This window comes from Bacillus sp. FSL K6-6540, assembly GCF_038007545.1.
The window spans coordinates 2,327,911-2,353,790 of record NZ_JBBOXH010000001.1; the positions used below are offsets into that span (position 1 = coordinate 2,327,911).

Genomic DNA, 25,880 nt, shown 5'->3' on the forward strand with positions numbered 1-25,880 from the left:
CGGCAGGGGATTTTTTGGCATGGCGGACGACCGTATGGCGGGTGGATCCCTTGTTGCGGATCAGGCGACATTATAACGGTTTCCCGGCTGATGCTGCCGCAGCAAGGGGAACACTGACAGCGGGGGGATGGACGGGGCTCAGCGAGTCCGGCTCCATACGTCCGCGTACGTTGTGACAAGGCCGTGTTCGTCAACCTCCAAATCCGCTTGATACGCTCCGTGGTTGCTCTCGTAACAGTAGCCGCATTCGCCCGTCCGCGTGTATCGTTGGGGGAGGGGAGCAACGGTTAGACTCGGGAATTGAATCCATACGGCCGTCATGGTTGCGCTATCCCCGGGCTCCAGCTGCAGGCGGCGGATCGGGAGCGTGTTGGTGGACGGGGTGATCCCGAGATCGATGTCGGTCATGCCGGCAAAGGCCGTGAGCTCGGTATCGCCGTTCCACCAGCAGCCCTCATCATCCCGTTCCAGGTGAAGGGACTGTTCTTCCGTGTCGCTTGAGAGCGTAATCCGGACCTTCCGGGTCTCCCAGCTGCTTGTGGTTTCGACCTCGTAGGAACAGTGGAGAGTCCGGCCTTCCAGGCTGGCTACGACCGTTCCGGTGAGCGTAAATCCATCGTCATGCCGATAGAGCCGGCCATGCTCCAGCGAAGGAAGATCGTGCCGGTTCCATAGCAGCGATTGCAGAAGCTGGCCGGACTGGCCGGAGCTTGCTTTTTTTTGTCCGATGGACTGCAGGTCTTGTTCAGCGTGCATATTGTTGTTCAAACGTGATCCCATCCTTGATCCATAATGTAGCGAATTGGCCGTATCCCCTGGCTCCGATGATCCGAGATGGCAGCAGGCAGGGGATCCGGCATGGGCAAGACGGCGGCGCGGCCACGGCGCGGATATGGATGCGCGCGGCAGTCAATCACACGTCTCCGCCGTTTCAACCTCCAGTATATCTACCAGATTAATCCATGTATCCCCGACAAGCAACCGCTCGTTCAGGGTATTGATTCGGGAGATCCTTCCGTTTACCGCGTAATTTCCGTACTCCCCGTATACTTGCAGCTGTATGGTTTCCTTGCTCCGGTAAGCCGTGCTGATCTTTTCTATAATCCACTGCATCTGCTGCTCATCCAGAAGAGGGTGGGTCTGCTTATGCTTCTCGCCCTGCTTCTCCAAAATGGCGTCACGATGCTCAAACAGCATCATGCGGCTGGATTCCCATAGACCGTTTCCCGTTAGTTTTTTCATTTGTAGTGTCCTCCGATCTTGGCATTCAGAAATTTCAGCTGGCTGGTTTTGGTTAGCGATGAGCCGAAGTAAACGGAGGAGGGACCATATTGGTTGTTGATATCGTCCATGGTATGTTCCAAATACATGAGCCGCTCCCGGTCGCCGAAGAGAGACAGCTGGTAAACGGCGTCACTCTGCAGTTCTCCGAGGGAGACCCAGATTTTGCGGACAGGGCCGCCGTCCCAGTGCTTGCGGAACAGCTCCTTGGCAGCCGCATACACTTCGCGGGACAGATGCGTCGGCTCGGCAATCTTCATTTGGCGGGAGAACCCCACCGGCCGGTCGAAATCGGCGCCCTGGGCGCCGGCGTGGACCACGTTGCCCATGTAGCCTTTGGCCCGCGCCCGCTGGCAGATGAGCATGGAGAGCTCGTTCAGCACGACATCGATGTCCTGCTGGTCATGATAATCGACGGGAAGCGTGGTCTGGCGGCCGATTCCTTTTTGCCCGTCGAATGCATCGGGCGTCACTGGGGAATCATCATAACCATTGGCGGTTCGCCACAGCACTTCGCTCCAGATGTCGCAGTTTTTTTTCATGTAGCGCTTCATTTTGAATTTGAGATCGGGAAGCGGCGTATGGGCCAGCTCCCCGATGGTCTGGATACCGAGCCGTGCCAGATGCTTCGTGGTCCGCGAGCCCACGCCGAACATTTTATGGGTGGGGCAGGCCCAGAGCGCATCCATGGTGGCCTCGTTCAGCTCAAAGATGCCGTCCTCATTCTTCTTGGCGAAATTGTCGCAGGCCAGCTTGGCAAGAACCTTGTTGCGCCCAATGCCGACTCGGGTATAAACGCCGGTCTCGCGCCGCACCCGCATCTGAATATGCCGGGCGAGCTCCTTCGGCGTGCAGCCAAAGTGCGCCAAGCTTGCCGTCACATCGATGAATTGCTCATCAATGCTGAACGGCTCCACGAGATCGGAATAGGATTCGAGAATGCTCATGATCTGCAGGGATACCCGGATATAGGCGCTCATGCGCGGTTTCATCACGACCAGATCGGGGCATTTCTGCTGGGCCTGCCACAGGGGCTCCGCCGTGGTGACCCCGTGATCCTTCGCAAGCGGGCATGCCGCGAGAATGATGCCGCTTCGCCGGGCAGGGTCGCCGGAGACGACCAGGGGTCTGTGTTGGTATGCGGGATTCGCCGCTTTTTCAACAGAGGCATAAAAGGACTGGCAGTCCGCCAGAAAAACGACGCGCTGCTTGCGTTTATGCATGATGATTCCTCCTATTCGAGACGAATGTGAAATGTTTCAGCCAGACGCATTTGAATATCGGCCCTCACAAAATCCCACATCAGCTCCATGTCATGCTGGTAGCCGCGACATCGGTAGCGGATGGTGACGGAGTGCTTCTGGCGCCGGGTTTCCAGAATGGCGATGCCGCGTGTGCGGCAGCTTCTCTTGAGCTCGGCGAGCTTCGCGAACGTCATCTTCTGAATGGTCTGCAGATGGAACACGTAATAGTCGCTAATGCCGGTATGCTTCATGCTGCGGATATCCCGTTCCAGCACGTCCAGCAAAATCGGCAGAATGACGCAGTCCTTGACGGACAGCAGCTCTTCCTCGGTTTGCAGCGGAGACGCAGACATACCTGATGCCTCCTCATCGTTCTTCATATGCTCCTCACTATTATATAACGAACATACGTTCGTTATGCAACTGGTAAATACAGAGCATGATGCGGCATTCCATATATGGACTCCAAAACGTTTGTGAAGTAATATGAAAAGATCGTGTATTCATCCGGAAAAAATTTCATAAGAGTAGGGGTACAGCCTCCATGAACATACCCAAACGACGCCTCAAAATCAGTCTTGCGATGGTCATGCCTGCATTGGTTTCATTATCCATCCTGATGACGATGTCGATCATGGTCTACATCCAGTATAAAAACGAGAAACGATCCCTGTACGACACGACCATGTCGCTGAATTTATCATCCGCGCAAAAAATGGCGGTTACCATAGAAGCGCTTTTCTCGGGGATGCGCCAAAGTCTGCGCGCCGCCGCAAGCAACCCGGCCATTGAGGCAAGAGCGGCATCCGACGAAAAGGAGCTGCAGGTTATCTTTGATCTTATGCTCCAGAGCAGCCCTTACTTCAATTCCGTATTATGGGCCGACGAAAGGGGGAGCATTCGGGTCGTCTCTCCTGCGGGAAATCAGGCAAACCATGCCCGATTAATAACGGAGGGGGCCATTCAAGCATTAAACGAGAGAAAATCCTATCTTTCGGTACCGTATAGGAGTCCGACCGGCCGCTGGATCGTGTTTGCGAGCGAGCCGATTTTTGACGGATCCGGCAAGTACTGCGGCATGATAGCAGGCACGATTTATCTGGAAGAAAACAATATATTGCATCGGATCTTCGGATCCGGTGCTGGAAATGAAGAGGACTCCTATTCTTATATCGTGGATTCCGGCGGGAAGGTGCTCTATCATCTGGAGGAAAGCCGGGTCGGGGAGGACGTGAGTTCTAACGTGGTCGTGAGACGGCTCATGGATGGCGAGAGCGGCATGCAACGCGTGACGAATACGCAGGGCGACGATTACTTGACGGGTTATGCCAGCGTGACGATGAATGGCTGGGGGATCGTCATGCAGACGTCGGTAAGCTCCATCCTGGCCGATGTCAATCGAAATTTGCAGGACCAGCTGAGAAGCATGCTCTTTCCCATTGCGCTCATGCTGTTCATTGCCGTATATACGGCCGCAAGAATTGCCGCCCCGTTTACCCGGCTCTATAAATTAACGAAATCGGTAGCAGCCGGCCAAACGGTGTCTTCCCAGGAATTCCGGCCGCATTGGAACCGGGAAGCCGACCAGTTGAACCGGATCATGGGAGCCGCCGCGGAAACGATGGCCAAGCAGACCCAGTCGCTGCAGCAGGAAGCGATCACGGATCCATTGACGGGGCTGTCCAATCGCCGGGAGCTGGAACGCTGCCTGGAGTCTTGGGATGCGCTCGGGGAGCCGTATGCCGTTATTCTCCTGGACATCGACCATTTTAAAGCGATAAACGATACATACGGCCACCAAACCGGCGATCAGATCCTGAAGCTCGTGGCGGCCGTCATGGTGCATTGCGCTCCCGCGGATGCGGTATGCTCCCGTTTTGGCGGGGAAGAGTTTGTCATTCTTCTTCGCGAACGCAGCCTGGATACGGCATACCGTATGGCTGAACGGATACGCAGGGCGATCCTGGTTTCCCCGACCCCTTATTCCGGAACGCTCACCGTATCGATCGGCGTATCGTTGTATCCGGAGCACGGGGGAAACCGGGAGGATGTATTTCAAGCGGCGGATATGGCGTTGTACCGGGCGAAGGGGGAAGGACGCAACCGCACGGTGGCGGCGGGATTATCGGCATGAGAGACATCCTGGCCGCTTTGGTGAACCGGATATCTTTTTTTGTATATAGGGGTGTAATTCCGAGCACACTCCTATACAAATCAAAAAAAATTGATGCTTGACGTGCTGCGGATCGATTGCTACAATCATCACATCAAAATAATTTGATGGAAAATGAGGTGACAACATGAAGGTCTCTACCATACATGAAGACGTATTAAGCCTGTATGAACAGAAATTCAAAGCATTGTCCGATAAGAATCGGTTGAGAATCATTTATGAATTGAACCAACGAGGTAAAGTATGCGTATGTGACCTAACGGACATGCTGGATCTCCCTCAATCGAAACTGTCTTACCATCTGAAAATGCTGCTGGATGCAAACATTATTTTGATGGAGCGCATCGGAAAATGGAACTATTACGAGCTTAACGATGATGAAGTCAAGGGACTGCTATCCGAGAAGCTGTGCTGCGTGTTTTATCCGAATTCCAAAGCATAATTTTTTTGATCGATGCATCAAAAAAAATTGATGCATTTAAAAATAAGGAGGATTTCCCTATGAAAAACATTGAGTTTAAGGTAACCTCATCTTCCTGCTGCACACCCCGAGTACCGTCAAACACCAAGGAAACAGTCAAGGAGGAGTATGCTTCCTATAACGATAACCTGCCCGTGGCGATAATCGGTGCCGGACCGATCGGTTTGGCAGCAGCAGCGCACTTGGCAGAGAGAGGACAAAATTTCATCCTTTTTGAAGCCGGATCCAGCATTGGTCAAAACATCCTCCAATGGGGACATGTACGACTATTCTCGCCATGGCAGTACAACATCGATAAAGCCGCCGAGCGTCTTTTGCGCAAACAAGGATGGAAGCCTCCTGTATTAACGGAACTGCCTTTCGGTCAAGAGATTGTCCATCAATATTTAAAACCTTTAGCGCAGTTGCCTGAACTTGCGCCCAATATCATGTTAAATTCCAGAGTAGTCTCCATATCGAAAAAGAATACAGATAAAATGAAATCGGCTCATCGCGAAGCTGCACCATTCGTGCTTTATGTTGATACAAATAACTCCACGCAACGTTTTGAAGCTAGGGCCGTGATCGATGCGTCCGGAACCTGGGGACATCCGAATCCGCTGCATGCTGACGGAATATGGACACGGGAAGAGCGTGATTTGAAAGATCGTATTTATTATGGGATTCCGGATTTATCAGCAGAACAAAGGCAGAAATACGCAGGGAAACGCGTTGCAGTGGTAGGAGGCGGACACTCGGCGATCAACACTCTATTGGATCTGGCCCAGCTCAAAGAAACGGATTCGAATACGGAAATTATTTGGGTGATGAGAAAGAAATCGGTGCAAGAAGCCTATGGCGGGGAAGAGAACGATCAACTCGAGGCTCGCGGGGCGCTTGGAAGCCGTATTCACCAGTTGATTGATGCAGGCCAAATCCAAGTGGTTACTCCATTGATGATTGAGGGGGTTTCCCAACAAGATGGGAAGATTGGCATCAAGGGGACTGCCAATGGCGAAGGCAAGGAAATCCAAGGTATCGATGAAGTAATCGTGAATACAGGGAGCCGACCTGATTTTTCATTTCTGAGCGAGATCAGGCTTAGCATGGATCCTGCCACGGAGAGCGTCGAGGCGCTGGCTCCGCTAATTGATCCGAATGTACACAGCTGCGGCACCGTAAGACCTCATGGCGAGAAGGAACTTCGTCATTTGGATAAGAACTTTTATCTTGTCGGGATGAAGAGTTATGGCCGGGCTCCGACTTTCCTCATGGCTACAGGGTATGAGCAGGTCAGATCCATTGCAGCCTATTTGGACGGCGATCTGGAGGCGGCGTTAAAGGTTGAGTTGGAGCTGCCGGAGACCGGCGTATGTGGCATCAGCAGCGCATCGAATGCCAACGATTGCTGTTTGCCGGCCTCATCTGCTTCGGGCTGCAAATAAATCGCCTAAACGATTGAAATCAGGCACACTTTCCATTAACATATAAGCATTGACTTATATGGGACAGAATCGTCATTTTATTTTGCCGGAGGAAAGGGATGAATCTTAATGGAGCCCATAAACGAAATAGCCGAGAAACTCAAATTGCTTGGGGATAAAACAAGGCTTACGATGTTGACGCTCCTTAAGGAAAGAGAATGGTGCGTTTGCGAGTTCGTGGATATTTTCGATATGTCGCAGCCGGCGATCAGCCAGCATCTGAGAAAGCTGAAGTCTCAGGGAATCGTCAATGAAGCCAGGCGAGGGCAATGGGTTTATTATTCATTGAATGTGGATGACAAGCCGTATATCCAAGCCGTATTAAATGAGATGCCAGGCTCGCAAGAAGTATTGTCATCCATGAATAAGGAGGTTAACTGTACTTGTAACTAACCGAGAGTCAGCCGGCATTCGCATAAAGTAGGATTGTTGTTCATTATATAAGGATATAGTTATATATTGATTCACCGTGAAACATAATTGTATTCCGGCTCAACACGTCATTGGAGGTTTGAACATTGGTTTCTGTTGTCCTGGCCAGCATCATATTTATTGTCACATTAATTTTTGTCATTTGGCAGCCTAAAAATCTATCCATTGGATGGTCGGCTTGCGGAGGCGCTTTGCTGGCGCTTCTCGTTGGAGTCGTGGACTTCCAGGATGTGTGGGACGTCACCTTGATCGTATGGAACGCAACGCTCGCGTTTGTTGCAATCATCATTATTTCGTTGATATTGGATAAAATCGGGTTATTCGAATGGGCTGCGCTGCATATGGCCAATGCCGCCCGGGGAAACGGCATCCGGATGTTTGTGTACGTCTCCTTGCTTGGAGCGGTTGTTTCCGCATTCTTCGCGAATGACGGAGCGGCTCTCATCTTGACACCGATCGTACTTGCCATGGTACGGGCACTGAATTTCGATGAACGAAAGGTATTTCCGTTTATTATCGCAAGCGGCTTTATTGCGGACACCACCTCGCTTCCGCTTGTCGTCAGCAATCTGGTGAACATCGTATCTGCCGATTTCTTCGGCATCACGTTCATCGAATACGCCAGTCGCATGCTGGTTCCGAATCTGTTTTCTTTGGCAGCTAGCGTTCTGGTGCTTTACTTGTTTTTCCGCAAAAGCATCCCGCGGAATTATGACGGTACCCAGCTGAAGCAGCCATCCACGGCAATTCAGGATCCTGCCATGTTCCGTTTATCATGGATCGTATTGAGCATGCTGCTGATTGGTTACTTTGTGTGTGAATTTGCAGGTATACCCGTATCGATCGTCGCCGGCGTTATCGCGATATTGTTCCTGCTGATGGCGAGAAAAAGTCCAGCTGTGCAAACCAAGGAAGTGCTTAAAGGGGCGCCATGGGCGATCGTGTTTTTCTCGATTGGCATGTATGTCGTCGTATATGGCTTGCGCAATGCAGGCCTTACGGATCTTCTGGCCGGCGTCATACAGAGCGCAGCGGATCAAGGGTTGTTTGCCGCTACCATGGCCATGGGTTTTATTGCCGCCATGATTTCGTCCATTATGAACAATTTGCCGACGGTGATGATCGATGCACTCGCAATCGATGCAACCCATACGTCGGCAGCCATTAAAGAGGCCTTAATTTATGCGAACGTGATCGGTTCCGATTTAGGTCCCAAAATTACGCCGATCGGCTCGCTGGCAACCTTGCTTTGGCTGCATGTCCTTTCTGCCAAGGGCGTGAAAATCAGCTGGGAAACCTATTTCAAAACAGGGATCATATTGACCATCCCGACGTTATTCATAACCCTCTTGGGTTTATATATCTGGTTGACCATATTGTAAATGATCAGGATAAGAGGAGAGGACGAAGATGGGGAAAAAGACGCTATACTTCTTGTGCACAGGCAACTCTTGCCGCAGCCAGATGGCTGAAGGATGGGCTAAAAAGCATCTGGGTGATGATTGGAATGTCTACAGCGCCGGGATCGAAGCTCATGGCCTAAACCCGAATGCGGTCAAAGCTATGAACGAAGCGGGCATCGATATTTCGAAGCAAACGTCGGATATCATAGATCCGACGTTGTTAAATCAATCCGACCTGGTGGTCACCTTGTGCGGCGATGCTGCTGATCGTTGCCCCATGACGCCTCCGCATGTTCGCCGTGAACACTGGGGATTTGACGATCCTGCCAAGGCTCAGGGAACCGACGAGGAGAAATGGGCGGTTTTCCAGCGCGTTCGCGACCAAATCGGGGAGCGCATCCAACAATTCGCCAAAACCGGCGAATAATACAAATCGTTACAGCCGGGAGCATTCCCGGCTTTTTTTCATTAGGAAGAAAACATGAAAAAAGGTTAGCTTTCCGAAAGCTAACCTTTTTCCTGCTAAAGGGCAGGGGGCACCGCTCCCGGTGCTGCCCTATTAAATGGCGGCGTGCAGGGCTTGGGCGAACTTGGAGATTCCGGAAGGGATATCCTCGGCCCTGGCACGGGCGTAAGTGAATCGCACGTATCCGGAAGCCGAACCGTACACGCTTCCCGGCGCGAAAATAACGCCTTTTTGAATGGCGGCCTCCAGCAGCTTGCTGTCATTCACTTCCGGCACGATCTTGCACCAGAGATGCAGGCCGCCCTTCGGCACATGGAAATGAACCAGGCCTTGCAGCTCTTTCTGCAGGGCTTCGATCAGTAAATCCCGCTTGTACAGCAAGCTCGCTCGCAGCCTGTCCAGGTGGGGAGCAAAATAGGAAGAGTCGATAAACTGGACGGCAAGGCTTTGGGGCACCACGCTCAGCCCGAAATCCATCTGCTGCCTGGCGTCTGCGAGCCGCTCCACGATGGAATTCGGGGCGACCATCCAGCCTACGCGAAGGCCGGACGCGGCTATTTTCGAGAGTGACCCGATGTAAAGCACCGACCCGATGGAATCCACGGATTTCAAAGGAGCCGGCGGCGGGCACTGGTAGGCGGTCAAACTGAAGGGATCGTCCTCCACGATGGGAAGTCCAAGTTCACTGGCTGCATCCAGCAGCTGCGACCTTCGCTCCTGAGCCATGACGGTGCCGGTCGGATTCTGAAAATTCGGATTAATGAAGATCATCTTGATCCGGTGTTTCTTGTACAGGGAGCGGATGTCCTCCGGCCGCACCCCTCGTTCATCGACAGGGAGTCTGAACAGGCGAAGGCCGGCCGATTGAAACATCGGCAGCGAATAGCAGTACGACGGATCTTCAATGGCCACCGCATCGCCTGGCGACAACAAGCACTGCGTAATGAGATACAGCGACTGCTGAGACCCCGACGTGATCAATATGGAGGATTCGGTGGTCTGGATCCCCCGATATTTTTTCAGATACGTAACCAAAGCCTGCCGGAGCGGACCATATCCCTGCGGGTTGTCATATCCGAAATAGGACGTGTTCGATTTTTGACTCATTAACGTATTCATTTCTTGGATCGGCGCCAAATCGCCGGCAAGCTCTCCGCTGGCAAAATCGATCAATGAGGGATCATGCGCCAGCGCTTCCCGAATCCGGCGAAGAAAAGGGAGATTCGGCAGGAAATTCCCTCCCTCCGCATAGCGGCGCCAGTTCGGCGTATGCTTGGGCGTGGCTCCCCATTTGGAGTTGCTGACCCGCGTTCCGCTTCCGGAACGGCTCTCTATGATTCCAAGCGCCCGAAGCTCCGAGTAAGCCAGAACCACGGTGCTTCGATTAACCCCTAACTGCTCCGCGAGCTTTCGTTCGGATGGGAGTAAGCTGCCCGGTGGAAACTCACCATAAGATATTCTTTGCTCCAGATCATCGGCAATTTGCTGATATAGAGGTCGTGTGCTGTTACGATCCGGCTTCCACACCTTCCTCATCCTTTCGTGACATATTCAGGCGGTTTCTGTCTGTAACCTTAATCATATCATTTAGCATAAATAAAGGCTTTTCATAATTTCATCATTACGATGACAAATCTTGAGCCATCCCTTCAATATGGACGGGATATCGGACTGCGAGTTGGACGGGGGCAACATGACCGACTTCCCGAAATGCGGCTGTAAGTCGCTCCGATTTCTTGACAAAACATAAAAACGGGAATAAAGTATATTTTAGTTAATCGTAATTATTACGATTTAAACAAAAGGCAGGAGGTGCTGAATATGCGAGTGACCATAACATTGGCATGCACGGAAACAGGGGACCGTAACTATACAACGACCAAAAATAAACGAAATCACCCGGAGCGGATGGAATTGCGCAAATATTGTCCGCGTTTGAAGCGGGTGACGCTGCATCGGGAAACCCGTTAGCGCATGCTTTAACGCAAGCCGGACCAGCCGTCCGGCTTATTTGACTTCAAACGAAATGGGACTACACTAAAAGTAACAGCAAGAGACCATGTCAATGAGGGGGATGGACGGGATGAACCAGGAACGACAGGATTCCGGCGGAGAGATGCTCCTGAGCGCACATACCCCGGAACAGTGGAGACGGAGAAGGCAGGAGCTAAACGAGTGGATCAACAGACCCAAGGTACGCAAACAGCCCAAACGCACGCGGCTGTTCGGCAATGCCCCTGTCGACGAGCAATTGTATCCGATATTGATTTCGCTGCAGCAGGCGGGCTTGGAGACCGAGTTTTCCTGCGCGGGCGTAAGCCCTCTCGATGAGCCCGTGGATCATTCCCTGTACGCCTACCTAACCTTTTTCGCAAAGGGTCCTGCAGAGCGGTTCGCTGACATACTTATCGAAAATATGAAGCATCGGGCTCTGATTACTTATGAGCCAGCCCGTCATCGCTATGACGTATCGTCGTTTTTTATCGGACATAACCGGTCCTTCTGCCTTCTTCTGCAGCGCAGCGCGGATCAATTACTGAGCGATTCAGCCCGGTAGAATGCGGGGCTTTTACATAAGATATCATCGTTTTGCCGGCTCAGAGCCTAAAGCAGCTTAGTCTCGGACAACCCCATTGGTTAACGCTTCTGTATCAATTGCCACAGCGGCCGTGCCGCGTGCGGTGATATATTGAAGCAGGACATACACCAGCCTGCCCTATATCGATAACGTCCAGCAAAGGGGAGAAAACCATATGCCGAGTAAAGAGAGTACGGCTGTAAAAGAGCAGCTGACCGCCGAGGGATTTCATCATAAATGGGAACATGCCGGAACGATTCGGCAGTATATCGAAACATTGCCTCCATATCCTGCGTTGTCCGAGGAACAGGAAGGGTTTGAGACCCGCCGTTTCCATAGCGGATCGGGCGTAAGCATGAATTATTATGTATCGCATGGCACGAAGGAACGGGGGACTGTCGTTTATTTGCACGGCGGAGCCTATATCGAAGAGATTCTGCCGCCCCACTTCGCGTTTGCCAGACAGTGGACGAAACGAACCGGTTTCACCGTCATCCTACCCAATTACCCCACCGTTCCGGCTGCCGATGCGAAAAAGCTGACGGGGCTGATGCGCGAGTTTTACGTGCACGTATGTGCCCAGGCCGGGAGCCCGGTACTTCTTATGGGCGATTCGGCCGGCGGCGCGCTGGCTCTCGACATGGCCCAGTCGGTCAAGGAGACGCCGATGCAGGCACAGGGGCTGATTCTGATCTCGCCATGGGTGGATGCAGCCTCGGACAATCCGCAGATATCCGCGCTCGGCATCCCGCAGCGCGACGTCTTTCTCCAGCCCGCCGGGCTCGGAGCGGTAGGAAGGATGTATGCAGGAGGCCTTCCGATGGACGATCCTGCGGTCAGTCCTTTGTTTGGCGAGATGGGAAGCCTTCCCCGCACGGTCATTCTCGCAGGAACCGACGACTCCCTGCTGCCGGATGCTCGCCTGCTGCGCGATAAGATGGCCCGGGAAGGCGTCGATACCGAGTACTGGGAATACGAGAACATGATGCATGTGTGGCCCCTGTTTCCGATGCCTGAAGCCGAAGAGGCACTGGAACGGCTGCATCAATGGACGGCGCGCGAAGGTTGAAAGCCGAAATGGAGGGTGACCCGCCATCCAATTGGATGGTCACAACTGTCGCGCAATTGGATGGTGTACATCGGCCGATTGTTCATTATAATGAGGCAGAAACGACCATTTCATGATGATATAGGTTGATCCTGAAGCCTCAGGTTCTATAATAGATTGTATATAATGAATAATCGAATGGGGTTGTTTGTGGTTGGTTATGTATATTATCGTCATCGCGCTGGCATTAATTGGAGGAATATCAACGCTTCTAGTAGGATTATCTCAGGAGAATAAGAAGGCAAACCCGAACTATGAGCGGAAAACGAGAACCAATCTCACGAAGCTGCTCATCATTTATCTTGTTTCGTTAATAGCGTTTATTGTGATATGGATGATTTTCAGATAGGCTGAGTTCGCTCCCGGTCCATGACCGAAGAGCGGGCTTTTTTTATTCAAATAAAGGAATTGAGGACAAGGCCGACGAAACATGATGCTTGCCGGGCTTTTCCGGTACTATGATAACGAAGAAGAAAAGGGCATCGTCTCTAATGGAAGGGGAGGTTTTAGGATCAGATGGCATTCAACATAGGAATGATCGGTACAGGCTGGTTCAGCAGAGTGCATGCAGATATTTTGTCCAACATGGACGGAGTGAACGTTGCCGCCTTTGTCGGGACGAGTCAGGAAAAAGCGGAACAAGCGGTGCGGGGCTATGCTGGCGCCAAGGCGTACAGCAACGTTGAGCAGATGCTGGATGCAACCAAGCCCGATGCGGTTTATATCTGCGTTCCGCCGTTTGCGCATGGAGAGATCGAAGCCCAGGTGGTGGAGCGGGGCATTCCTTTTCTGGTCGAGAAGCCGCTGGGCACGAACCTGGATACGCCACGGCAGATTCTGCATGAGGTGAAGAAGGCCGGTTTAATTACGTCTGCAGGGTATCATTTCCGTTATACGGATGCGGCCATCAAGGCTGCCGAGCTGCTGGAAGGCCGGAAGATCGGGATGGCGCTTGGCTACTGGTTGGGAGACATGCCGCAGGTGTACTGGTGGAGACAGCAAGAAGGCTCGGGAGGGCAATTCATTGAGCAAACTACCCATATGGTTGACCTGCTTCGCTGCCTGCTGGGCGAAGCGGATGAAGTGTATGCGGCTTTTGCCCATCGCGCGATGAAGGATGTTCATGAGGGGGTAACGGTACACGACGTGGGCACTGCTACGCTGAAATTAAAATCCGGCGCCGTGGCAACGATCTCCAATACCTGCATGCTGCCAGAGTCGGATCGGGCTGGCTTGGATATTTATACGGAGCAGGGGATCATCGGCATTCAATCCGATAAACTCATCGTCAAGGAAAAAGGACGAACGACGGAATACCGGAATAGGGCTAATCCGTATCTTCGGGAGAGTGAAGCGTTCATCCACGCGGTTCGCACCGGCGATGCCTCCGGAATCTTATCCTCCTACGAGGATGCGTTTAAAACCATGGAAATTACCTTTGCTGCTTTGCAGTCGGCCGAAACGGGGGTCCCGGTGAAGATCGGGGAATGATCCTAAACATCCAGCGGTCGCAACAGAATCCCAAGGTGTCCCGCAAGATCATCAGATCTTGCGGGACACCTTTTTTTTCGTTTCACAAGACGATCCGTGCTCGGATCGCCGCCTGACGTTAACCAAGGGAATTCTCGAAGGAATATAGGAGTTTCCCTAATAGGAACCGAGGGTGAGGCCGCTCATAATGAAGCTATACGAAGAACGGCACATTGATTCCCCAATCATTGTCATTCAAGCAGAAGGAGTTGAAGTGTCCTATGAGACGAAAGTCGGGGCTGAAGTTCTTCAAGAGGATGGAAAGCTACTCTGGCAATTGGTCCGTTCTGGAGGAAAAAAGCAGGGAATGGGAGGATATGTACCGCAAGCGCTGGTCGCACGACAAAGTGGTGCGGACCACTCACGGCGTGAACTGTACAGGCTCCTGCAGCTGGAAGGTGTTCGTAAAGAACGGGATCATCACCTGGGAAAATCAGCAGATCGATTATCCGTCCTGCGGGCCGGATATGCCGGAATTCGAACCGCGCGGATGTCCGCGCGGGGCGTCGTTTTCCTGGTATGAATACAGTCCGCTGCGGGTGAAATACCCTTATATGCGCGGCCGTCTGTGGCAAATGTGGAAAGAGGCGTTGAACGAGCACGGCGATCCGATCGCCGCTTGGGCCAGCATCGTCGAAGATCCGGCGAAATCGAGGTCCTATAAACAAGCACGGGGAAAGGGCGGTCACGTTCGTGTATCTTGGCAGGAAGCCACGAAGCTGATCGCCGCCCAGTTAATCTATACGATTCGCAAATACGGCCCGGACCGCATCGCCGGCTTTACCCCTATTCCGGCGATGTCCATGATCAGCTATGCTTCGGGGGCAAGGTTTATCTCCCTGCTGGGCGGCGAAATGCTGAGTTTTTACGACTGGTATGCCGACCTGCCGCCGGCTTCCCCGCAAATTTGGGGAGAGCAGACCGACGTGCCGGAATCGAGCGACTGGTACAATGCGGGCTACCTGATCATGTGGGGCTCGAACGTGCCGTTAACGCGTACGCCGGACGCCCATTTCATGACGGAAGTGCGATACAAAGGGACCAAGGTCGTGTCGGTCGCGCCGGACTATGCCGAGAATGTCAAATTCGCCGACAACTGGCTGGCCCCGAACCCCGGGACCGATGCGGCGATTGCACAGGCCATGACGCATGTCATTTTGAAGGAGTTCTATCATGAGCGTCAGGAGCCGATGTTCCTGAATTATGCGAAACAATATACGGATATGCCTTTCCTGATTCTCCTGGATGAGTTTGAGGGGGGGTACAAGGCCGGCCGCTTCCTGCGGGCAAGCGATTTGGGCGATGCCTCGCAGCATGCCGAGTGGAAGCCGGTGATTATCGACGAGAACACGAATGAAATCATCGTTCCGAACGGTACGATGGGCCAGCGCTGGGAGCAGGACAAGAAATGGAACCTGATTCTGGAACGCGAAGACGGGTCGGTCATTGCACCGGCGCTTTCCGTGGAGTCCCAGGGAGCGGAGCGGCAGACGATCCTTTTCCCGTTCTTTGATAACCGGGCCAACGGCACCTTCAAACGCCAAATTCCGGCGAAGAAAATTCAGCTGGCCGACGGAACCGAGCGTCTCGCCGCAACGGTATACGATCTGATGCTGAGCCAATATGGGATAGGGCAAGCGGAGAGCGGGCTTGCGGCTTCAGGGTATGAAGATGCCGAATTCGATTACACCCCGGCCTGGCAGGAGAACATTACCGGCGTGAAGGCTTCGGTCGTCGTTCAAATCGCCCGAGAATTCGCGCAGAATTCGCTGGATACCGGCGGCCGCTCCATGATCATCATGGGTGCGGGCATTAACCACTGGTTCAACAGCGACACGATCTATCGCTCCATTCTGAACCTGGTCATTCTGACGGCCTCCCAGGGCGTGAACGGCGGCGGCTGGGCACATTACGTGGGGCAGGAGAAATGCCGTCCGATCGAGGGCTGGTCCACGGTTGCCTTCGCCAAAGACTGGCAGGGACCGCCGCGGCAGCAAAATGCCACTTCGTTCTTCTATTTTGCGACCGACCAGTGGAAATACGAAGAAATGGGGGCCGATTCCCTGAAATCGCCGACGGGCGGGGAGATCCGGTACCGGCATCCGGCAGATTACAACGTTCTTGCCGCCAGGCTCGGCTGGCTTCCGTCCTATCCGCAGTTCAACAAGAACAGCCTGACGTTTGCGGAGGAAGCGGCGCTGCAGGGGAAAACGAGCAATGAAGACATCGTGAAGCACACGCTTGAACAAATCGTGTCAGGGGATACCAAATTTGCGGCCGAAGATCCGGGTGCGCCGGAAAACTTCCCGCGATCGCTGTTCGTATGGCGCTCGAACCTGATCTCAAGCTCGGCCAAAGGGCAGGAATACTTCATGAAGCATTTGCTTGGCGCTTCGGACAGCCTGCTCTCGACGCCGAACGAAGAGGATAAGCCGGAGGAAATGGTGTGGCGCGAGGACGTGGAAGGTAAGCTGGATCTGCTGGTCGCGCTCGATTTCCGGATGACCTCGACGCCGATGTATGCCGATGTGGTGCTTCCGGCAGCGACCTGGTACGAGAAAACCGATTTATCCTCCACCGACATGCACCCCTTCGTCCATCCGTTCAACCCGGCGGTGGATCCGCTCTGGGAATCGCGTTCGGACTGGGATATTTACAGAACGATCGCTGAAGTCTTCTCGGACATGGCCAAAACGCATCTGCCCGGCGTATACAAGGATCTTGTGACAAGCCCGCTGGCCCATGACTCGGCAAGCGAGATCGCCCAGCCGTACGGTGAGGTGAAGGATTGGCGCAAGGGCGAGATCGAAGCGGTTCCGGGCAAAACGATGCCGAACCTGACGGTGGTCGAACGCGATTATACGAAAATTTACGATAAATATGTGACGCTCGGGCCGAATCTGGCCACAGGCAAAGTCGGGGCGCACGGCGTCAGCTTCTCGGTCGCCGAGGAGTATGAAGAGCTGAAGCGCTTGAACGGAACTTATTATGACGACTCCATCAAAAATGGCCTGCCGAAGCTTCATACCGCAAGACATGCGGCGGATGCCATTCTGAATCTGTCTTCGGCTACGAATGGAAGAGTAGCGCAGCGGGCATGGGAATCGGCGGAGCAGGATACCGGCGTGCAGCTGAAGGATATTTCCGCGGACCGCGCGGCGGAGCGCATCACGTTCCAGAGCATCACGGCCCAGCCGCGGGAAGTCATTCCGACGCCGGTGTTCAGCGGCTCGAACAAAATGGGAAGAAGATACTCCCCGTTCACGACGAACATCGAGCGGCTCGTGCCGTTCCGCACGCTGACCGGCAGGCAGCATTTTTATATCGACCACGAAATCTTCCTGCAGTTCGGCGAAGCGCTGCCGGTGTATAAACCGACGCTTCCGCCGATGGTGTTCGGCCCGCGCGACAAGCAGATTACAGGGGGCAAGGATACGCTGGTGCTCCGCTATTTGACTCCGCACGGCAAATGGAACATTCACAGCACGTATCAGGATAACCTGCACATGCTGACGCTGTTCCGCGGCGGCCCGACGGTATGGATCAACAATGACGACGCGGCGGCAAACGACATCCAGGACAACGACTGGCTGGAAGTATACAACCGCAACGGGGTCGTCACCGCCCGCGCCGTCGTCAGCCACCGGATGCCGAAAGGCACGATGTACATGTATCACGCGCAGGACAAACACATCAACGTGCCGGGCTCGGAAATCACGAAGGATCGCGGTGGCAGCCACAACGCGCCGACGAGAATCCATGTGAAGCCGACCCAGATGGTCGGGGGCTACGCCCAGCTCAGCTATGGATTCAACTACTACGGACCGATCGGCAACCAGCGGGATGTGTACGTGGCTGTCCGCAAAATGAAAGAGGTGGATTGGCTTGAAGATTAAAGCGCAGGTCGCCATGGTCATGAATTTGGATAAATGCATCGGCTGCCATACGTGCAGCGTCACCTGCAAGAGCACCTGGACGAACCGGCCGGGCGCGGAATACATGTGGTTCAACAACGTGGAAACGAAGCCGGGCGTCGGCTACCCGATCCGCTGGGAAGACCAGGAGAAATACAAGGGAGGCTGGACGCTGAAAAAGGGCAAGCTGCAGCTGAAATCCGGCAGCAAGCTGTCCAAAATCGCGCTCGGCAAAATTTTCTACAATCCGGATATGCCGGAAATGAAAGATTACTATGAGCCCTGGACGTATAACTATGAACATCTGACGAATGCCGGGGAGAAGAAACATCAGCCGGTGGCCCGTCCGAAATCGGCCGTGACCGGCGAAACGATGAATCTGGAATGGGGCCCGAACTGGGAAGACGATCTGGCGGGCGCCCACGTGACCGGTCCGAAGGATCCGAATATCGAAAAGATCGAGGAAGAGATCAAATTCAACTTTGAGCAGGCGTTCATGATGTATTTGCCCCGCCTGTGTGAGCACTGCCTGAACCCGAGCTGCGTCGCCTCCTGCCCCTCCGGTGCCATGTATAAGCGGGACGAGGACGGCATCGTGCTGGTGGACCAGGAGGCCTGCCGCGGCTGGCGGTACTGCATGACCGGCTGTCCTTACAAAAAGGTGTACTTCAACTGGAAAACGAACAAGGCCGAGAAATGCACCTTCTGTTTCCCGAGAATCGAAGCAGGGCTGCCAACGGTATGCTCCGAAACCTGCACAGGACGTATCCGTTACTTGGGCGTGCTGCTCTATGACGCGGACCGCGTACAGGAAGCAGCCTCCACGCCGGATGAGAAGGATCTGTATCAGGCGCAGCTCGATCTGTTCCTGGATCCTAACGATCCTGGGGTCATCGAGCAGGCGCGCAAAGACGGCTTGTCGGAAGAATGGATCGAAGCTGCCCAAAACTCGCCGGTCTATAAGCTTGCGATCGAATACAAGCTGGCCTTCCCGCTTCATCCGGAGTACCGGACGCTGCCGATGGTATGGTACGTGCCGCCGCTCAGCCCGATCATGAACTATTTTGAAGGCAGGGATTCCATCGAGAATCCGGACATGATTTTCCCGGCGATCGAGGAGATGCGCACGCCGATCCAGTACCTCGCGAATCTGCTCACGGCAGGCGACACGGTCACGGTGAAGGAAGCCCTGCAAAGAATGGCGATGATGCGTTCTTATATGCGCGCACAATCGTCGGGGGCCGAGTTTGATGAGACGCGTCTGGCACGGGTCGGCCTGACTGCCCATCAAATGAAGCAGATGTACCGGCTGCTTGCCATCGCAAAATACGATGACCGGTTCGTTGTTCCGACTTCCCATAAAGAAAGCCATATGGATGTCTACCGTTCCCAGGGCTCTGAAGGATTCGGCGCAAGCTGCGGCGGCTGCGGTCCGGAAGGTCTGCAGGGCAAAACCGGCAAGGAGCTGTACGAAGAAAATTTCTATGGAGGGATCTGGCGTGATTAATCTCGGAAAGCTGCATGATTGTAAACATGTTTTCGGTTTTTTTGCTCAGCAGCTCACGTATCCGGAAAAGCTGGATTTCCATCCGTCCGTCATGGAGGAGCTGCTTGACCCCGCCGATCCGGCCTATGAATCCGTCAGAACGTATTGGACGATCATGCATGAATACAGCATGGAGGAGATTGAAGAGCTGTATGTCCAGACCTTCGACTTTCAGGCGAAATCCACATTGTATATGACCTATTACAAATTCGAGGACGGCCGGGAACGCGGGCAGATGCTCGCCAGGCTTAAGGAGACGTACGAGATGTTTGGCCTTGGCATCGAAGGCTCGGAATTGTCGGATTATCTTCCGCTGATGTGCGAGTTTTTGTACGCGGCGCCCTGGCAGGGCCGCGAGAAGGAAGCCGCGGAGAGCCTGAATTTGATGATGGCCGTCATGGAAGACGGCACCTATCATCTGCTGAAAGCCTTGGAGAAGTATAACAGCCCGTATGCTTATCTCGTTCAAGGGCTTCGCGACACGTTCAAGGCGTGTCTCAGTCAGGAGGCTGCCGCTCATGAACATGATTGATCAATTTTTGTGGGTCATTTTCCCCTATGTATGCATCGTTGTATTTATCGTCGGTCATATTTACCGTTATCGTACGGACCAGTTTAACTGGACGGCAAAATCCAGCGAGTTTATCGAGAAAAAACATCTCAAGCTGGGCAGCCTCATGTTCCATCTTGGCATCATTCCGGTTACCTTGGGACACGTGGCCGGACTGGCCATCCCCCAATCCTGGATGGAGTCGCTCGGCGTCAGCGACCATATGTACCATATCGGCGCGGTGTATATCGGAAGCGCGTTCGGCTTTTTAACGCTGGGAGGCATGATCTTGTTAACCGCCAGACGGTTTGCCATCCGAAATGTCCGAAAACTCAGCACCGCTTCCGATATGGTGGTCAATGTCCTCCTGCTGTTTATCGTCTTCATGGGGATGTACGGCACGCTGGTCACAAACGCGGTGCAGCCGGAATTCAATTATCGGGAAACGGTCTCGGTCTGGTTCCGCGGACTGTTTATGTTCCGACCGGAGGCTTCGCTGATGGAGGATGTGCCGCTGTCGTTCAAAATTCACATTCTTGCGGGATTTGGTATTTTCGGTTTGTGGCCGTTTACCCGTCTGGTCCATGTGTGGAGTGTTCCGTTGAATTATGTGGGCAGAAGATATATCCTGTATAGAAAGCACCGCAAATTTGAGTCGTAGGACGAGAGAAGGCTTCTTTAGCCTTCTTTTCTACGTCAGAGGAGTAATGGGGATGAAGAATCAGCCGATCTATGATTACCAACGTGAAATGGATAAGCTTCGGACCCGGTTTCATTTCGATTTCGTGTCCATGGCATTGGTGCAGCCGGCTGAAGACCGATTTGTATTGACTTGGCAATATGCCTCGGGAAACATCAACGAGAGGTACAAGCGCATCGTGCTGCATTCCGGCAAGGGCATCGCCGGCATGGTGTTTAAGACCGGGAAACCGATGCTGATCCCGAATGTGAATGCGGATATTGAATCAAGGGACTTGTATAATTATCCGATTATCGTTGCAGAGCAGCTGAAGAGCCTCGGTGCCATACCGCTGTGGGAAGGCACGCGCGTCATGGGGGTTTTGCTTGTGGGATATCGTAAGGAGAACATGCTGGATCACAAGGCCTTTGCGTCTTTTCAGGAAGGTATAGGGACGGAATTTGGCGCTTTTTATGCCAAGGAGGTATCACGGCCGTGATTCAAATGACGGATGAGCATCTGAGCGAATTGCTGAGAAACATGTATCAGAATAGCATGGAAGCCATTTTTTTTATGGACGAGGACGGCAGCGTGGTCGCGATGAATCCGGCTGCGGAGAATATCCTTGACATTGAAGTGATCGAGAGGATGCACTCCGGACTGGACGGGTCCTTCTGCCAGACCTGCGAAGGGTACACCGACGAACAGGATCTCATCTCCTGCTCCAAGTGCTATCTGGATTATCCGGATGGAGAATTCTCGTCGTTCCAAGTCTATCTGAAGACGCGGTCCGAAGGAATTGTTCCTTATGCGGCCAGTTACCATACCATCGATGAAGCCCGCGGCATCCGGGTGATGATGCTCCTCGATCTGACGAAGCAGCAGAAAACGCAGGAAATGCTGCAGCGGACGAATATGCTGAAATACGTCATCAAGGCACAGGAGGACGAGCGCAAGCGGATCTCGCGCGAGCTGCACGATAGCGTGGCTCAGGAGCTCTTAAGCTCGCTGGTCGACCTGCGCGTCGTTAAATATATGAATGTGGGCGAGGATGTGCTCAAGAAGCTGCACCAGACCGAGGCGTCTTTAACGAGGCTGCTGGATGATATCCGGCATTTGTCGGTCGAGCTCCGGCCCGCTTCCCTCGATGATTTGGGGCTGGAGGCTGCCTTCCGCTCCCATTTCAAATGGATCGGGAAGAATTACGGCATGCTGGTTGAATTCTCTGCCGAGTTAGCGGCGGCCCGCTATGGCAGCGAGATTGAAACGGTGGTGTACCGGGTTTGCCAGGAAGCGGTGTTAAATGCCTTGAAATATTCGGGAACGGACGAGGTTCATGTCCGATTATGCGAGGAGAACGGCTGCCTTCAGTTAACCGTCCGGGACGATGGCGTCGGGTTTAACATGATCATTGACGAAGCCAAGGGAACCGGACTCGGGCTGTACGGAATGCGCGAACGCGCAGAGCTCGTCGGTGGCCAGTTTACTTTGGTTTCCGCTCCCGGCGAGGGGACGACGGTTCAACTGAAGATCCCGCTTACGAGCAGCGGCAAGGCGGAGGTGAGGGGAACATGAAAATTGTGATCGCGGATGATCATGCCGTGGTCCGCAGCGGATTTTCCATGATTCTGAATTACCAAGAGGATATGGAGGTCGTCGCGACGGCGGCAGACGGCATCGAGGCATACGCCATGGTGGCCAAGCACCGGCCGAATGTGCTGTTGATGGATTTAAGCATGCCTCCCGGCGAGAGCGGATTGATTGCGACAGGCAAGATCAGCAGCGAATTTCCGGAAACGAAAATTTTGATCCTGACCATGTATGACGATGACGATTACCTGTTCCATGTTTTGAAGAACGGCGCTTCGGGTTACGTGCTCAAAAATGCGCCGGATGATGAATTGATTTCGGCCATCCGCATGGTCCATAAGGGAGGAACCTACATCCACCCCCAGATGGCCACGTCCCTGGTCCGGGAATTTATCAAGAAAGACAGCGAGAGCGCGGAGCAGGATCCGTTCAACAGTCTGTCCCAACGGGAGATTGAAATCCTGCCGCTGATCGCGAAGGGCTATGGCAACAAGGAAATCGCGGAAAAACTATTTGTATCGGTCAAAACGGTGGAAGCGCACAAGGCCAAAATCATGGAAAAGCTGAAATTGAAGAGCCGCCCGGAGTTAGTGGAATATGCGCTGAAGAAAAAACTGCTGGATTTTTAATTGTGACGCATAAGCAGGGTGATTGCGGTAAGGAATAGGGAAGTTCCCCGGAGAGATTCAGGGAACTTCCCTATTCGCATTGTGAATAGGTGCACGTACAATAGGAGCTGGGGATCAATATGCCATTCATTACGCTTTGGAAAAGGTGATGGGAATGATCAAAAAGCTGCAGCTTCCGCTGCAAACAATGAATCTGGTGCTTGGTTTTATGGTATGGGTCATCATCTCCGCGCTCCTGCCGTTCATAAGAGAAGATATCGCCATTCCGGCAGACCGGATCGCCATTCTGACGGCCATTCCGGTGGTCCTGGGCTCGGTTCTGCGGATACCGCTCGGCTATTACGCCAACGTGGTCGGAGCACGAATTGTTTTTATATCCAGCTTCATCCTGCTGCTGTTTCCGGTCTATTTTATCAGCGTGGCTTCATCCTTTACGCATCTGGTCATCGGCGGCTTGTTCCTTGGGATCGGTGGGGCCGTGTTCTCGGTGGGCGTGACCTCATTGCCGAAATACTATGCAAAAGAGAAGCTGGGACTGGTCAATGGGATCTACGGGATGGGCAACATCGGTACAGCCATTACGACGTTTGCGGCACCGGTCATCGCGACGGGGATCGGATGGTCCAAAACCGTCCAGCTGTATTTGATCCTGCTACTGATATTTGCATTATTCAATGTTTTTTTAGGCGACCGCAAAGAAATCAAGGTGAAAACACCGGTCATGGAACAGATCAAGGGTGTATATAAGAATGAAAAACTGTGGTTTTTCTCGCTTTTTTATTTCATTACCTTCGGTTCGTTCGTAGCCTTTACGGTGTACTTGCCGAACTTCCTGGTTTCTCATTTTGAGCTGGCCAAGGTGGATGCCGGGATGCGGACGGCCGGGTTCATCATGATTGCGACTTTTTTGCGTCCCGTCGGCGGCTGGCTTGCAGATCGATTTAAACCGCTGTTCTTATTAATGGGCGTATTCCTGGGGCTGACGGCTGCGGCTATCCTGTTGGCATTCTCCCCGTCCATCGGCTTGTATACGGCCGGCTGCTTAACCATAGCCGTTGGTGCGGGTCTCGGAAACGGGGTCATTTTCAAACTCGTGCCCCTTTATTTCAACAAGCAGGCCGGCATCGTGAATGGCATCGTGTCCATGATGGGCGGTCTTGGCGGTTTCTTTCCGCCGCTGATGCTTTCCTTTATCCATTCGGTTACGGGGCAGTATTCCATCGGCTTCATGGCTTTGTCGCAGGTTGCGCTTGCGAGCTTCGTCGTTGTGGTATGGATGTACTACCAGGACAAACTTGCCGTGCAATCCGAGGTGTTTAACTCCACCGGCCAAGGGATTCTGGTAACGGATCCAAGCGGAAGGATCAGTGCGGTCAATCCCGCATTCACGAAGTTAACGGGATACTCGGAGGAGGAAGTGCTCGGCAAAAATCCGAGCGTGCTGAAGTCCGGAAGGCAATCGCCGGCGTTTTACCGCGCGATGTGGTCTGAAATCATGGAACGCGGAAGCTGGCAGGGGGAGATTTGGAACCGCAGGAAAAACGGGGAGGAATATTTGGAGCTGTTGACCATTAATGCCGTAAGGGACGAATCCGGCGACATCATTCATTATGTGGGTACCTTTAGCGATATTACATACCATTCGTCCGGCAATGCTTCGAGCGGCTGACAAGAGATGAATCGTTGTCGGTGCGAGCTGATGGATGGAGAGGGAGAGAGGCATGAAAAAGACGAGGATTGTGATTCCGCGGGAGCATGGAGGCTGGGCCATGGTCTCTGTACCTTATTTCATCGGAATGGTGGCTGCCAAGCCGGCCCTTATGCACCTTCCGCTGTTTTTGGCGTGGTTGTTTCTATATATGGCGTCCTATCCGTTTCTGCAATCCTTAAAGACCCCGGCCAAACGCAAAATCTGGATATCCTGGGGGACCGTTTATGCCCTTGTTGCCGCTGTGTTTCTGGTTCCCGTACTTGTCTTCAAGCCGTCGATGCTCTGGTTTGCGCCGGTCCTCCTCGTGCTGATCATGGTTAATGTCTGGCATGTCCTCCGCAAAGCGGAGCGTGCGCTGCTGAACGATATTAGTGCGATCCTGCTGTTCTGTACCGGAGGCGCCGCTGCCTACATGCTGGGAGGAGGAGGTTTCGATCAGCCGCTAGCCGCCGTTGTTTCTCTGAATTTCCTATATTTCACGGGAACCGTATTCTTTGTCAAATCCGTATTTCGGGAGCGGAAAAACAGGCGCTGGACGGCATATGCCATCACGTATCATTCGGTGATGCTGATTCTGCCGATACTCTTCGGGCATCCGTGGCTGTGCCTGCCGTTCTTGTTTCCGTTTGTAAAGACACTGCGGTATGCCGGAAAAATAATGAAGCCGATGAAGGTCGGCATGATCGAAGTTGCGGGTTCCATCCAGTTTTTATTGCTGTCATGGATCTTGATGTAATCTGCTTTCGTTATCGTGATGAGTCGAAATATGCACGGCTGCCTTCGGTCGGCTTCCATGCGAATCGACTCTGTCATCCATTCTGTTATAATAAGGGAATGGATACAGAAGGGAAGAATGCAAATATGGCATATACAGCACAGCAGGTGGCCGAATGGATGGTGGAGGAAATCCGGTTTACGGGCAATTTGTATCAGACGGAAGCCATCCGTTATGTACGCGAGAACTTCGGGGAAGAATTTGTTTTCGTGAACGAGAATGGAAATGCTTCGCTGTCCAAGGACGTGAAGAAGGCTTTCCGCAAACTGCATGGCGGCCGGATTGCCTGGGATCGCGACGGATTCATGTGGGCCTGGACGTAATCCC

General features: G+C 53.2%; 25 protein-coding genes. 20 read left to right on the forward strand and 5 right to left on the reverse strand.

All coding sequences use genetic code 11. The features are described from left to right. Nucleotides 1-138: 138 nt before the first annotated feature. The 4 genes from MHH82_RS10250 to MHH82_RS10265 form a co-directional block, all read right to left on the reverse strand. Complete coding sequence (locus MHH82_RS10250) at nucleotides 139-768, reverse strand: putative glycolipid-binding domain-containing protein (protein WP_340965507.1); 630 nt, start codon at nucleotides 766-768, stop codon at nucleotides 139-141. Between the two features lie 141 nt (nucleotides 769-909). Next, the gene (locus tag MHH82_RS10255; RefSeq protein ID WP_015734344.1) at nucleotides 910-1,242 is read right to left on the reverse strand and encodes a YolD-like family protein; all 333 of its coding nucleotides are present in this window, start codon (nucleotides 1,240-1,242) and stop codon (nucleotides 910-912) included. Further along, nucleotides 1,239-2,504 (reverse strand): DNA polymerase IV, encoded by a 1,266-nt coding sequence (locus MHH82_RS10260; RefSeq protein WP_015734345.1) that lies wholly within the window; start codon nucleotides 2,502-2,504, stop codon nucleotides 1,239-1,241. The genes MHH82_RS10255 and MHH82_RS10260 overlap by 4 nt, the downstream gene beginning before the upstream one ends. An 11-nt stretch (nucleotides 2,505-2,515) precedes the next feature. Beyond that, on the reverse strand, nucleotides 2,516-2,878 hold the full coding sequence (locus MHH82_RS10265; RefSeq protein ID WP_036665883.1) for a hypothetical protein: 363 nt from the start codon (nucleotides 2,876-2,878) through the stop codon (nucleotides 2,516-2,518). A gap of 191 nt (nucleotides 2,879-3,069) precedes the next feature. On the opposite strand from MHH82_RS10265, the gene MHH82_RS10270 reads away from it, so the two are divergent. The 6 genes from MHH82_RS10270 to arsC all read left to right on the forward strand — a co-directional run bounded on the left by MHH82_RS10270 (nucleotide 3,070) and on the right by arsC (nucleotide 8,904). Then, nucleotides 3,070-4,659, forward strand: a complete 1,590-nt coding sequence (locus tag MHH82_RS10270) for a sensor domain-containing diguanylate cyclase (protein ID WP_340965510.1) — start codon at nucleotides 3,070-3,072, stop codon at nucleotides 4,657-4,659. Nucleotides 4,660-4,825: 166 nt separating this feature from the next. Next, on the forward strand, nucleotides 4,826-5,140 hold the full coding sequence (locus MHH82_RS10275; protein WP_015734348.1) for an ArsR/SmtB family transcription factor: 315 nt from the start codon (nucleotides 4,826-4,828) through the stop codon (nucleotides 5,138-5,140). Between the two features lie 59 nt (nucleotides 5,141-5,199). After that, nucleotides 5,200-6,603: an FAD-dependent oxidoreductase gene (locus MHH82_RS10280; RefSeq protein WP_340965512.1), complete on the forward strand. Its 1,404-nt coding sequence runs from the start codon at nucleotides 5,200-5,202 to the stop codon at nucleotides 6,601-6,603. Between the two features lie 108 nt (nucleotides 6,604-6,711). After that, nucleotides 6,712-7,035, forward strand: a complete 324-nt coding sequence (locus MHH82_RS10285) for an ArsR/SmtB family transcription factor (RefSeq protein WP_251493769.1) — start codon at nucleotides 6,712-6,714, stop codon at nucleotides 7,033-7,035. Nucleotides 7,036-7,160: 125 nt separating this feature from the next. Continuing rightward, nucleotides 7,161-8,456 (forward strand): arsenic transporter, encoded by a 1,296-nt coding sequence (locus MHH82_RS10290; protein WP_340965514.1) that lies wholly within the window; start codon nucleotides 7,161-7,163, stop codon nucleotides 8,454-8,456. Nucleotides 8,457-8,484: 28 nt separating this feature from the next. Continuing rightward, nucleotides 8,485-8,904: an arsenate reductase (thioredoxin) gene (gene arsC, locus MHH82_RS10295; protein WP_015734352.1), complete on the forward strand. Its 420-nt coding sequence runs from the start codon at nucleotides 8,485-8,487 to the stop codon at nucleotides 8,902-8,904. A 132-nt stretch (nucleotides 8,905-9,036) separates the two neighbouring features. Here arsC and pdxR read toward each other — a convergent pair whose 3' ends face one another. Then, nucleotides 9,037-10,470, reverse strand: coding sequence for a MocR-like pyridoxine biosynthesis transcription factor PdxR (gene pdxR / locus MHH82_RS10300; RefSeq protein ID WP_015734353.1), 1,434 nt, complete (start codon nucleotides 10,468-10,470; stop codon nucleotides 9,037-9,039). 294 nt (nucleotides 10,471-10,764) lie between these two features. Here pdxR and rpmG point away from each other — a divergent pair, with 294 nt between their 5' ends. The 14 genes from rpmG to MHH82_RS10370 all read left to right on the forward strand — a co-directional run bounded on the left by rpmG (nucleotide 10,765) and on the right by MHH82_RS10370 (nucleotide 25,876). After that, nucleotides 10,765-10,914 carry a 50S ribosomal protein L33 gene (gene rpmG / locus MHH82_RS10305; RefSeq protein ID WP_009592608.1) on the forward strand — a complete coding sequence of 50 codons (150 nt, stop codon included), beginning with the start codon at nucleotides 10,765-10,767 and terminating at the stop codon, nucleotides 10,912-10,914. A gap of 112 nt (nucleotides 10,915-11,026) precedes the next feature. Further along, nucleotides 11,027-11,500: a hypothetical protein gene (locus MHH82_RS10310; protein ID WP_015734354.1), complete on the forward strand. Its 474-nt coding sequence runs from the start codon at nucleotides 11,027-11,029 to the stop codon at nucleotides 11,498-11,500. Between the two features lie 196 nt (nucleotides 11,501-11,696). Further along, nucleotides 11,697-12,590, forward strand: coding sequence for an alpha/beta hydrolase (locus MHH82_RS10315; protein WP_340965518.1), 894 nt, complete (start codon nucleotides 11,697-11,699; stop codon nucleotides 12,588-12,590). A gap of 555 nt (nucleotides 12,591-13,145) precedes the next feature. Next, nucleotides 13,146-14,120 (forward strand): Gfo/Idh/MocA family protein, encoded by a 975-nt coding sequence (locus MHH82_RS10320; RefSeq protein WP_340965519.1) that lies wholly within the window; start codon nucleotides 13,146-13,148, stop codon nucleotides 14,118-14,120. 260 nt (nucleotides 14,121-14,380) lie between these two features. Continuing rightward, entirely contained in the window at nucleotides 14,381-18,055 is a 3,675-nt protein-coding gene (locus tag MHH82_RS10325) for a nitrate reductase subunit alpha (protein ID WP_340965521.1), read from the forward strand. After that, complete coding sequence (gene narH, locus MHH82_RS10330) at nucleotides 18,045-19,580, forward strand: nitrate reductase subunit beta (protein ID WP_015734358.1); 1,536 nt, start codon at nucleotides 18,045-18,047, stop codon at nucleotides 19,578-19,580. The genes MHH82_RS10325 and narH overlap by 11 nt, the downstream gene beginning before the upstream one ends. After that, nucleotides 19,573-20,151, forward strand: coding sequence for a nitrate reductase molybdenum cofactor assembly chaperone (gene narJ, locus MHH82_RS10335; protein ID WP_036665858.1), 579 nt, complete (start codon nucleotides 19,573-19,575; stop codon nucleotides 20,149-20,151). The genes narH and narJ overlap by 8 nt, the downstream gene beginning before the upstream one ends. Continuing rightward, nucleotides 20,138-20,830: a respiratory nitrate reductase subunit gamma gene (gene narI / locus MHH82_RS10340; protein ID WP_015734360.1), complete on the forward strand. Its 693-nt coding sequence runs from the start codon at nucleotides 20,138-20,140 to the stop codon at nucleotides 20,828-20,830. The genes narJ and narI overlap by 14 nt, the downstream gene beginning before the upstream one ends. 52 nt (nucleotides 20,831-20,882) lie before the next feature. Further along, complete coding sequence (locus tag MHH82_RS10345) at nucleotides 20,883-21,347, forward strand: GAF domain-containing protein (protein WP_015734361.1); 465 nt, start codon at nucleotides 20,883-20,885, stop codon at nucleotides 21,345-21,347. After that, nucleotides 21,344-22,423 carry a sensor histidine kinase gene (locus MHH82_RS10350; RefSeq protein WP_081746365.1) on the forward strand — a complete coding sequence of 360 codons (1,080 nt, stop codon included), beginning with the start codon at nucleotides 21,344-21,346 and terminating at the stop codon, nucleotides 22,421-22,423. The genes MHH82_RS10345 and MHH82_RS10350 overlap by 4 nt, the downstream gene beginning before the upstream one ends. Beyond that, nucleotides 22,420-23,067, forward strand: a complete 648-nt coding sequence (locus MHH82_RS10355) for a response regulator transcription factor (RefSeq protein ID WP_036665854.1) — start codon at nucleotides 22,420-22,422, stop codon at nucleotides 23,065-23,067. The genes MHH82_RS10350 and MHH82_RS10355 overlap by 4 nt, the downstream gene beginning before the upstream one ends. A 154-nt stretch (nucleotides 23,068-23,221) precedes the next feature. Further along, nucleotides 23,222-24,736, forward strand: coding sequence for a nitrate/nitrite transporter (locus tag MHH82_RS10360; protein WP_340965529.1), 1,515 nt, complete (start codon nucleotides 23,222-23,224; stop codon nucleotides 24,734-24,736). 52 nt (nucleotides 24,737-24,788) lie between these two features. Next, nucleotides 24,789-25,514, forward strand: coding sequence for a YwiC-like family protein (locus tag MHH82_RS10365; protein WP_340965531.1), 726 nt, complete (start codon nucleotides 24,789-24,791; stop codon nucleotides 25,512-25,514). A 125-nt stretch (nucleotides 25,515-25,639) separates the two neighbouring features. Continuing rightward, nucleotides 25,640-25,876 (forward strand): DUF6953 family protein, encoded by a 237-nt coding sequence (locus MHH82_RS10370; RefSeq protein ID WP_009592569.1) that lies wholly within the window; start codon nucleotides 25,640-25,642, stop codon nucleotides 25,874-25,876. Nucleotides 25,877-25,880: the final 4 nt, after the last annotated feature.

Excerpts from the sequence above, each read along its gene's own strand:
- MHH82_RS10255 (WP_015734344.1), bottom strand. The coding sequence starts at position 1,242 with ATGAAAAAACTAACGGGAAACGGTCTATGGGAATCCAGCCGCATGATG.
- MHH82_RS10260 (WP_015734345.1), bottom strand. The coding sequence starts at position 2,504 with ATGCATAAACGCAAGCAGCGCGTCGTTTTTCTGGCGGACTGCCAGTCC.
- MHH82_RS10265 (WP_036665883.1), bottom strand. The coding sequence starts at position 2,878 with ATGTCTGCGTCTCCGCTGCAAACCGAGGAAGAGCTGCTGTCCGTCAAG.
- MHH82_RS10270 (WP_340965510.1), top strand. The coding sequence starts at position 3,070 with ATGAACATACCCAAACGACGCCTCAAAATCAGTCTTGCGATGGTCATG.
- MHH82_RS10275 (WP_015734348.1), top strand. The coding sequence starts at position 4,826 with ATGAAGGTCTCTACCATACATGAAGACGTATTAAGCCTGTATGAACAG.
- MHH82_RS10280 (WP_340965512.1), top strand. The coding sequence starts at position 5,200 with ATGAAAAACATTGAGTTTAAGGTAACCTCATCTTCCTGCTGCACACCC.
- MHH82_RS10285 (WP_251493769.1), top strand. The coding sequence starts at position 6,712 with ATGGAGCCCATAAACGAAATAGCCGAGAAACTCAAATTGCTTGGGGAT.
- arsC (WP_015734352.1), top strand. The coding sequence starts at position 8,485 with ATGGGGAAAAAGACGCTATACTTCTTGTGCACAGGCAACTCTTGCCGC.
- rpmG (WP_009592608.1), top strand. The coding sequence starts at position 10,765 with ATGCGAGTGACCATAACATTGGCATGCACGGAAACAGGGGACCGTAAC.
- MHH82_RS10310 (WP_015734354.1), top strand. The coding sequence starts at position 11,027 with ATGAACCAGGAACGACAGGATTCCGGCGGAGAGATGCTCCTGAGCGCA.
- MHH82_RS10315 (WP_340965518.1), top strand. The coding sequence starts at position 11,697 with ATGCCGAGTAAAGAGAGTACGGCTGTAAAAGAGCAGCTGACCGCCGAG.
- MHH82_RS10320 (WP_340965519.1), top strand. The coding sequence starts at position 13,146 with ATGGCATTCAACATAGGAATGATCGGTACAGGCTGGTTCAGCAGAGTG.
- MHH82_RS10325 (WP_340965521.1), top strand. The coding sequence starts at position 14,381 with ATGAGACGAAAGTCGGGGCTGAAGTTCTTCAAGAGGATGGAAAGCTAC.
- narI (WP_015734360.1), top strand. The coding sequence starts at position 20,138 with ATGAACATGATTGATCAATTTTTGTGGGTCATTTTCCCCTATGTATGC.
- MHH82_RS10345 (WP_015734361.1), top strand. The coding sequence starts at position 20,883 with ATGAAGAATCAGCCGATCTATGATTACCAACGTGAAATGGATAAGCTT.
- MHH82_RS10355 (WP_036665854.1), top strand. The coding sequence starts at position 22,420 with ATGAAAATTGTGATCGCGGATGATCATGCCGTGGTCCGCAGCGGATTT.
- MHH82_RS10360 (WP_340965529.1), top strand. The coding sequence starts at position 23,222 with ATGATCAAAAAGCTGCAGCTTCCGCTGCAAACAATGAATCTGGTGCTT.
- MHH82_RS10365 (WP_340965531.1), top strand. The coding sequence starts at position 24,789 with ATGAAAAAGACGAGGATTGTGATTCCGCGGGAGCATGGAGGCTGGGCC.
- MHH82_RS10370 (WP_009592569.1), top strand. The coding sequence starts at position 25,640 with ATGGCATATACAGCACAGCAGGTGGCCGAATGGATGGTGGAGGAAATC.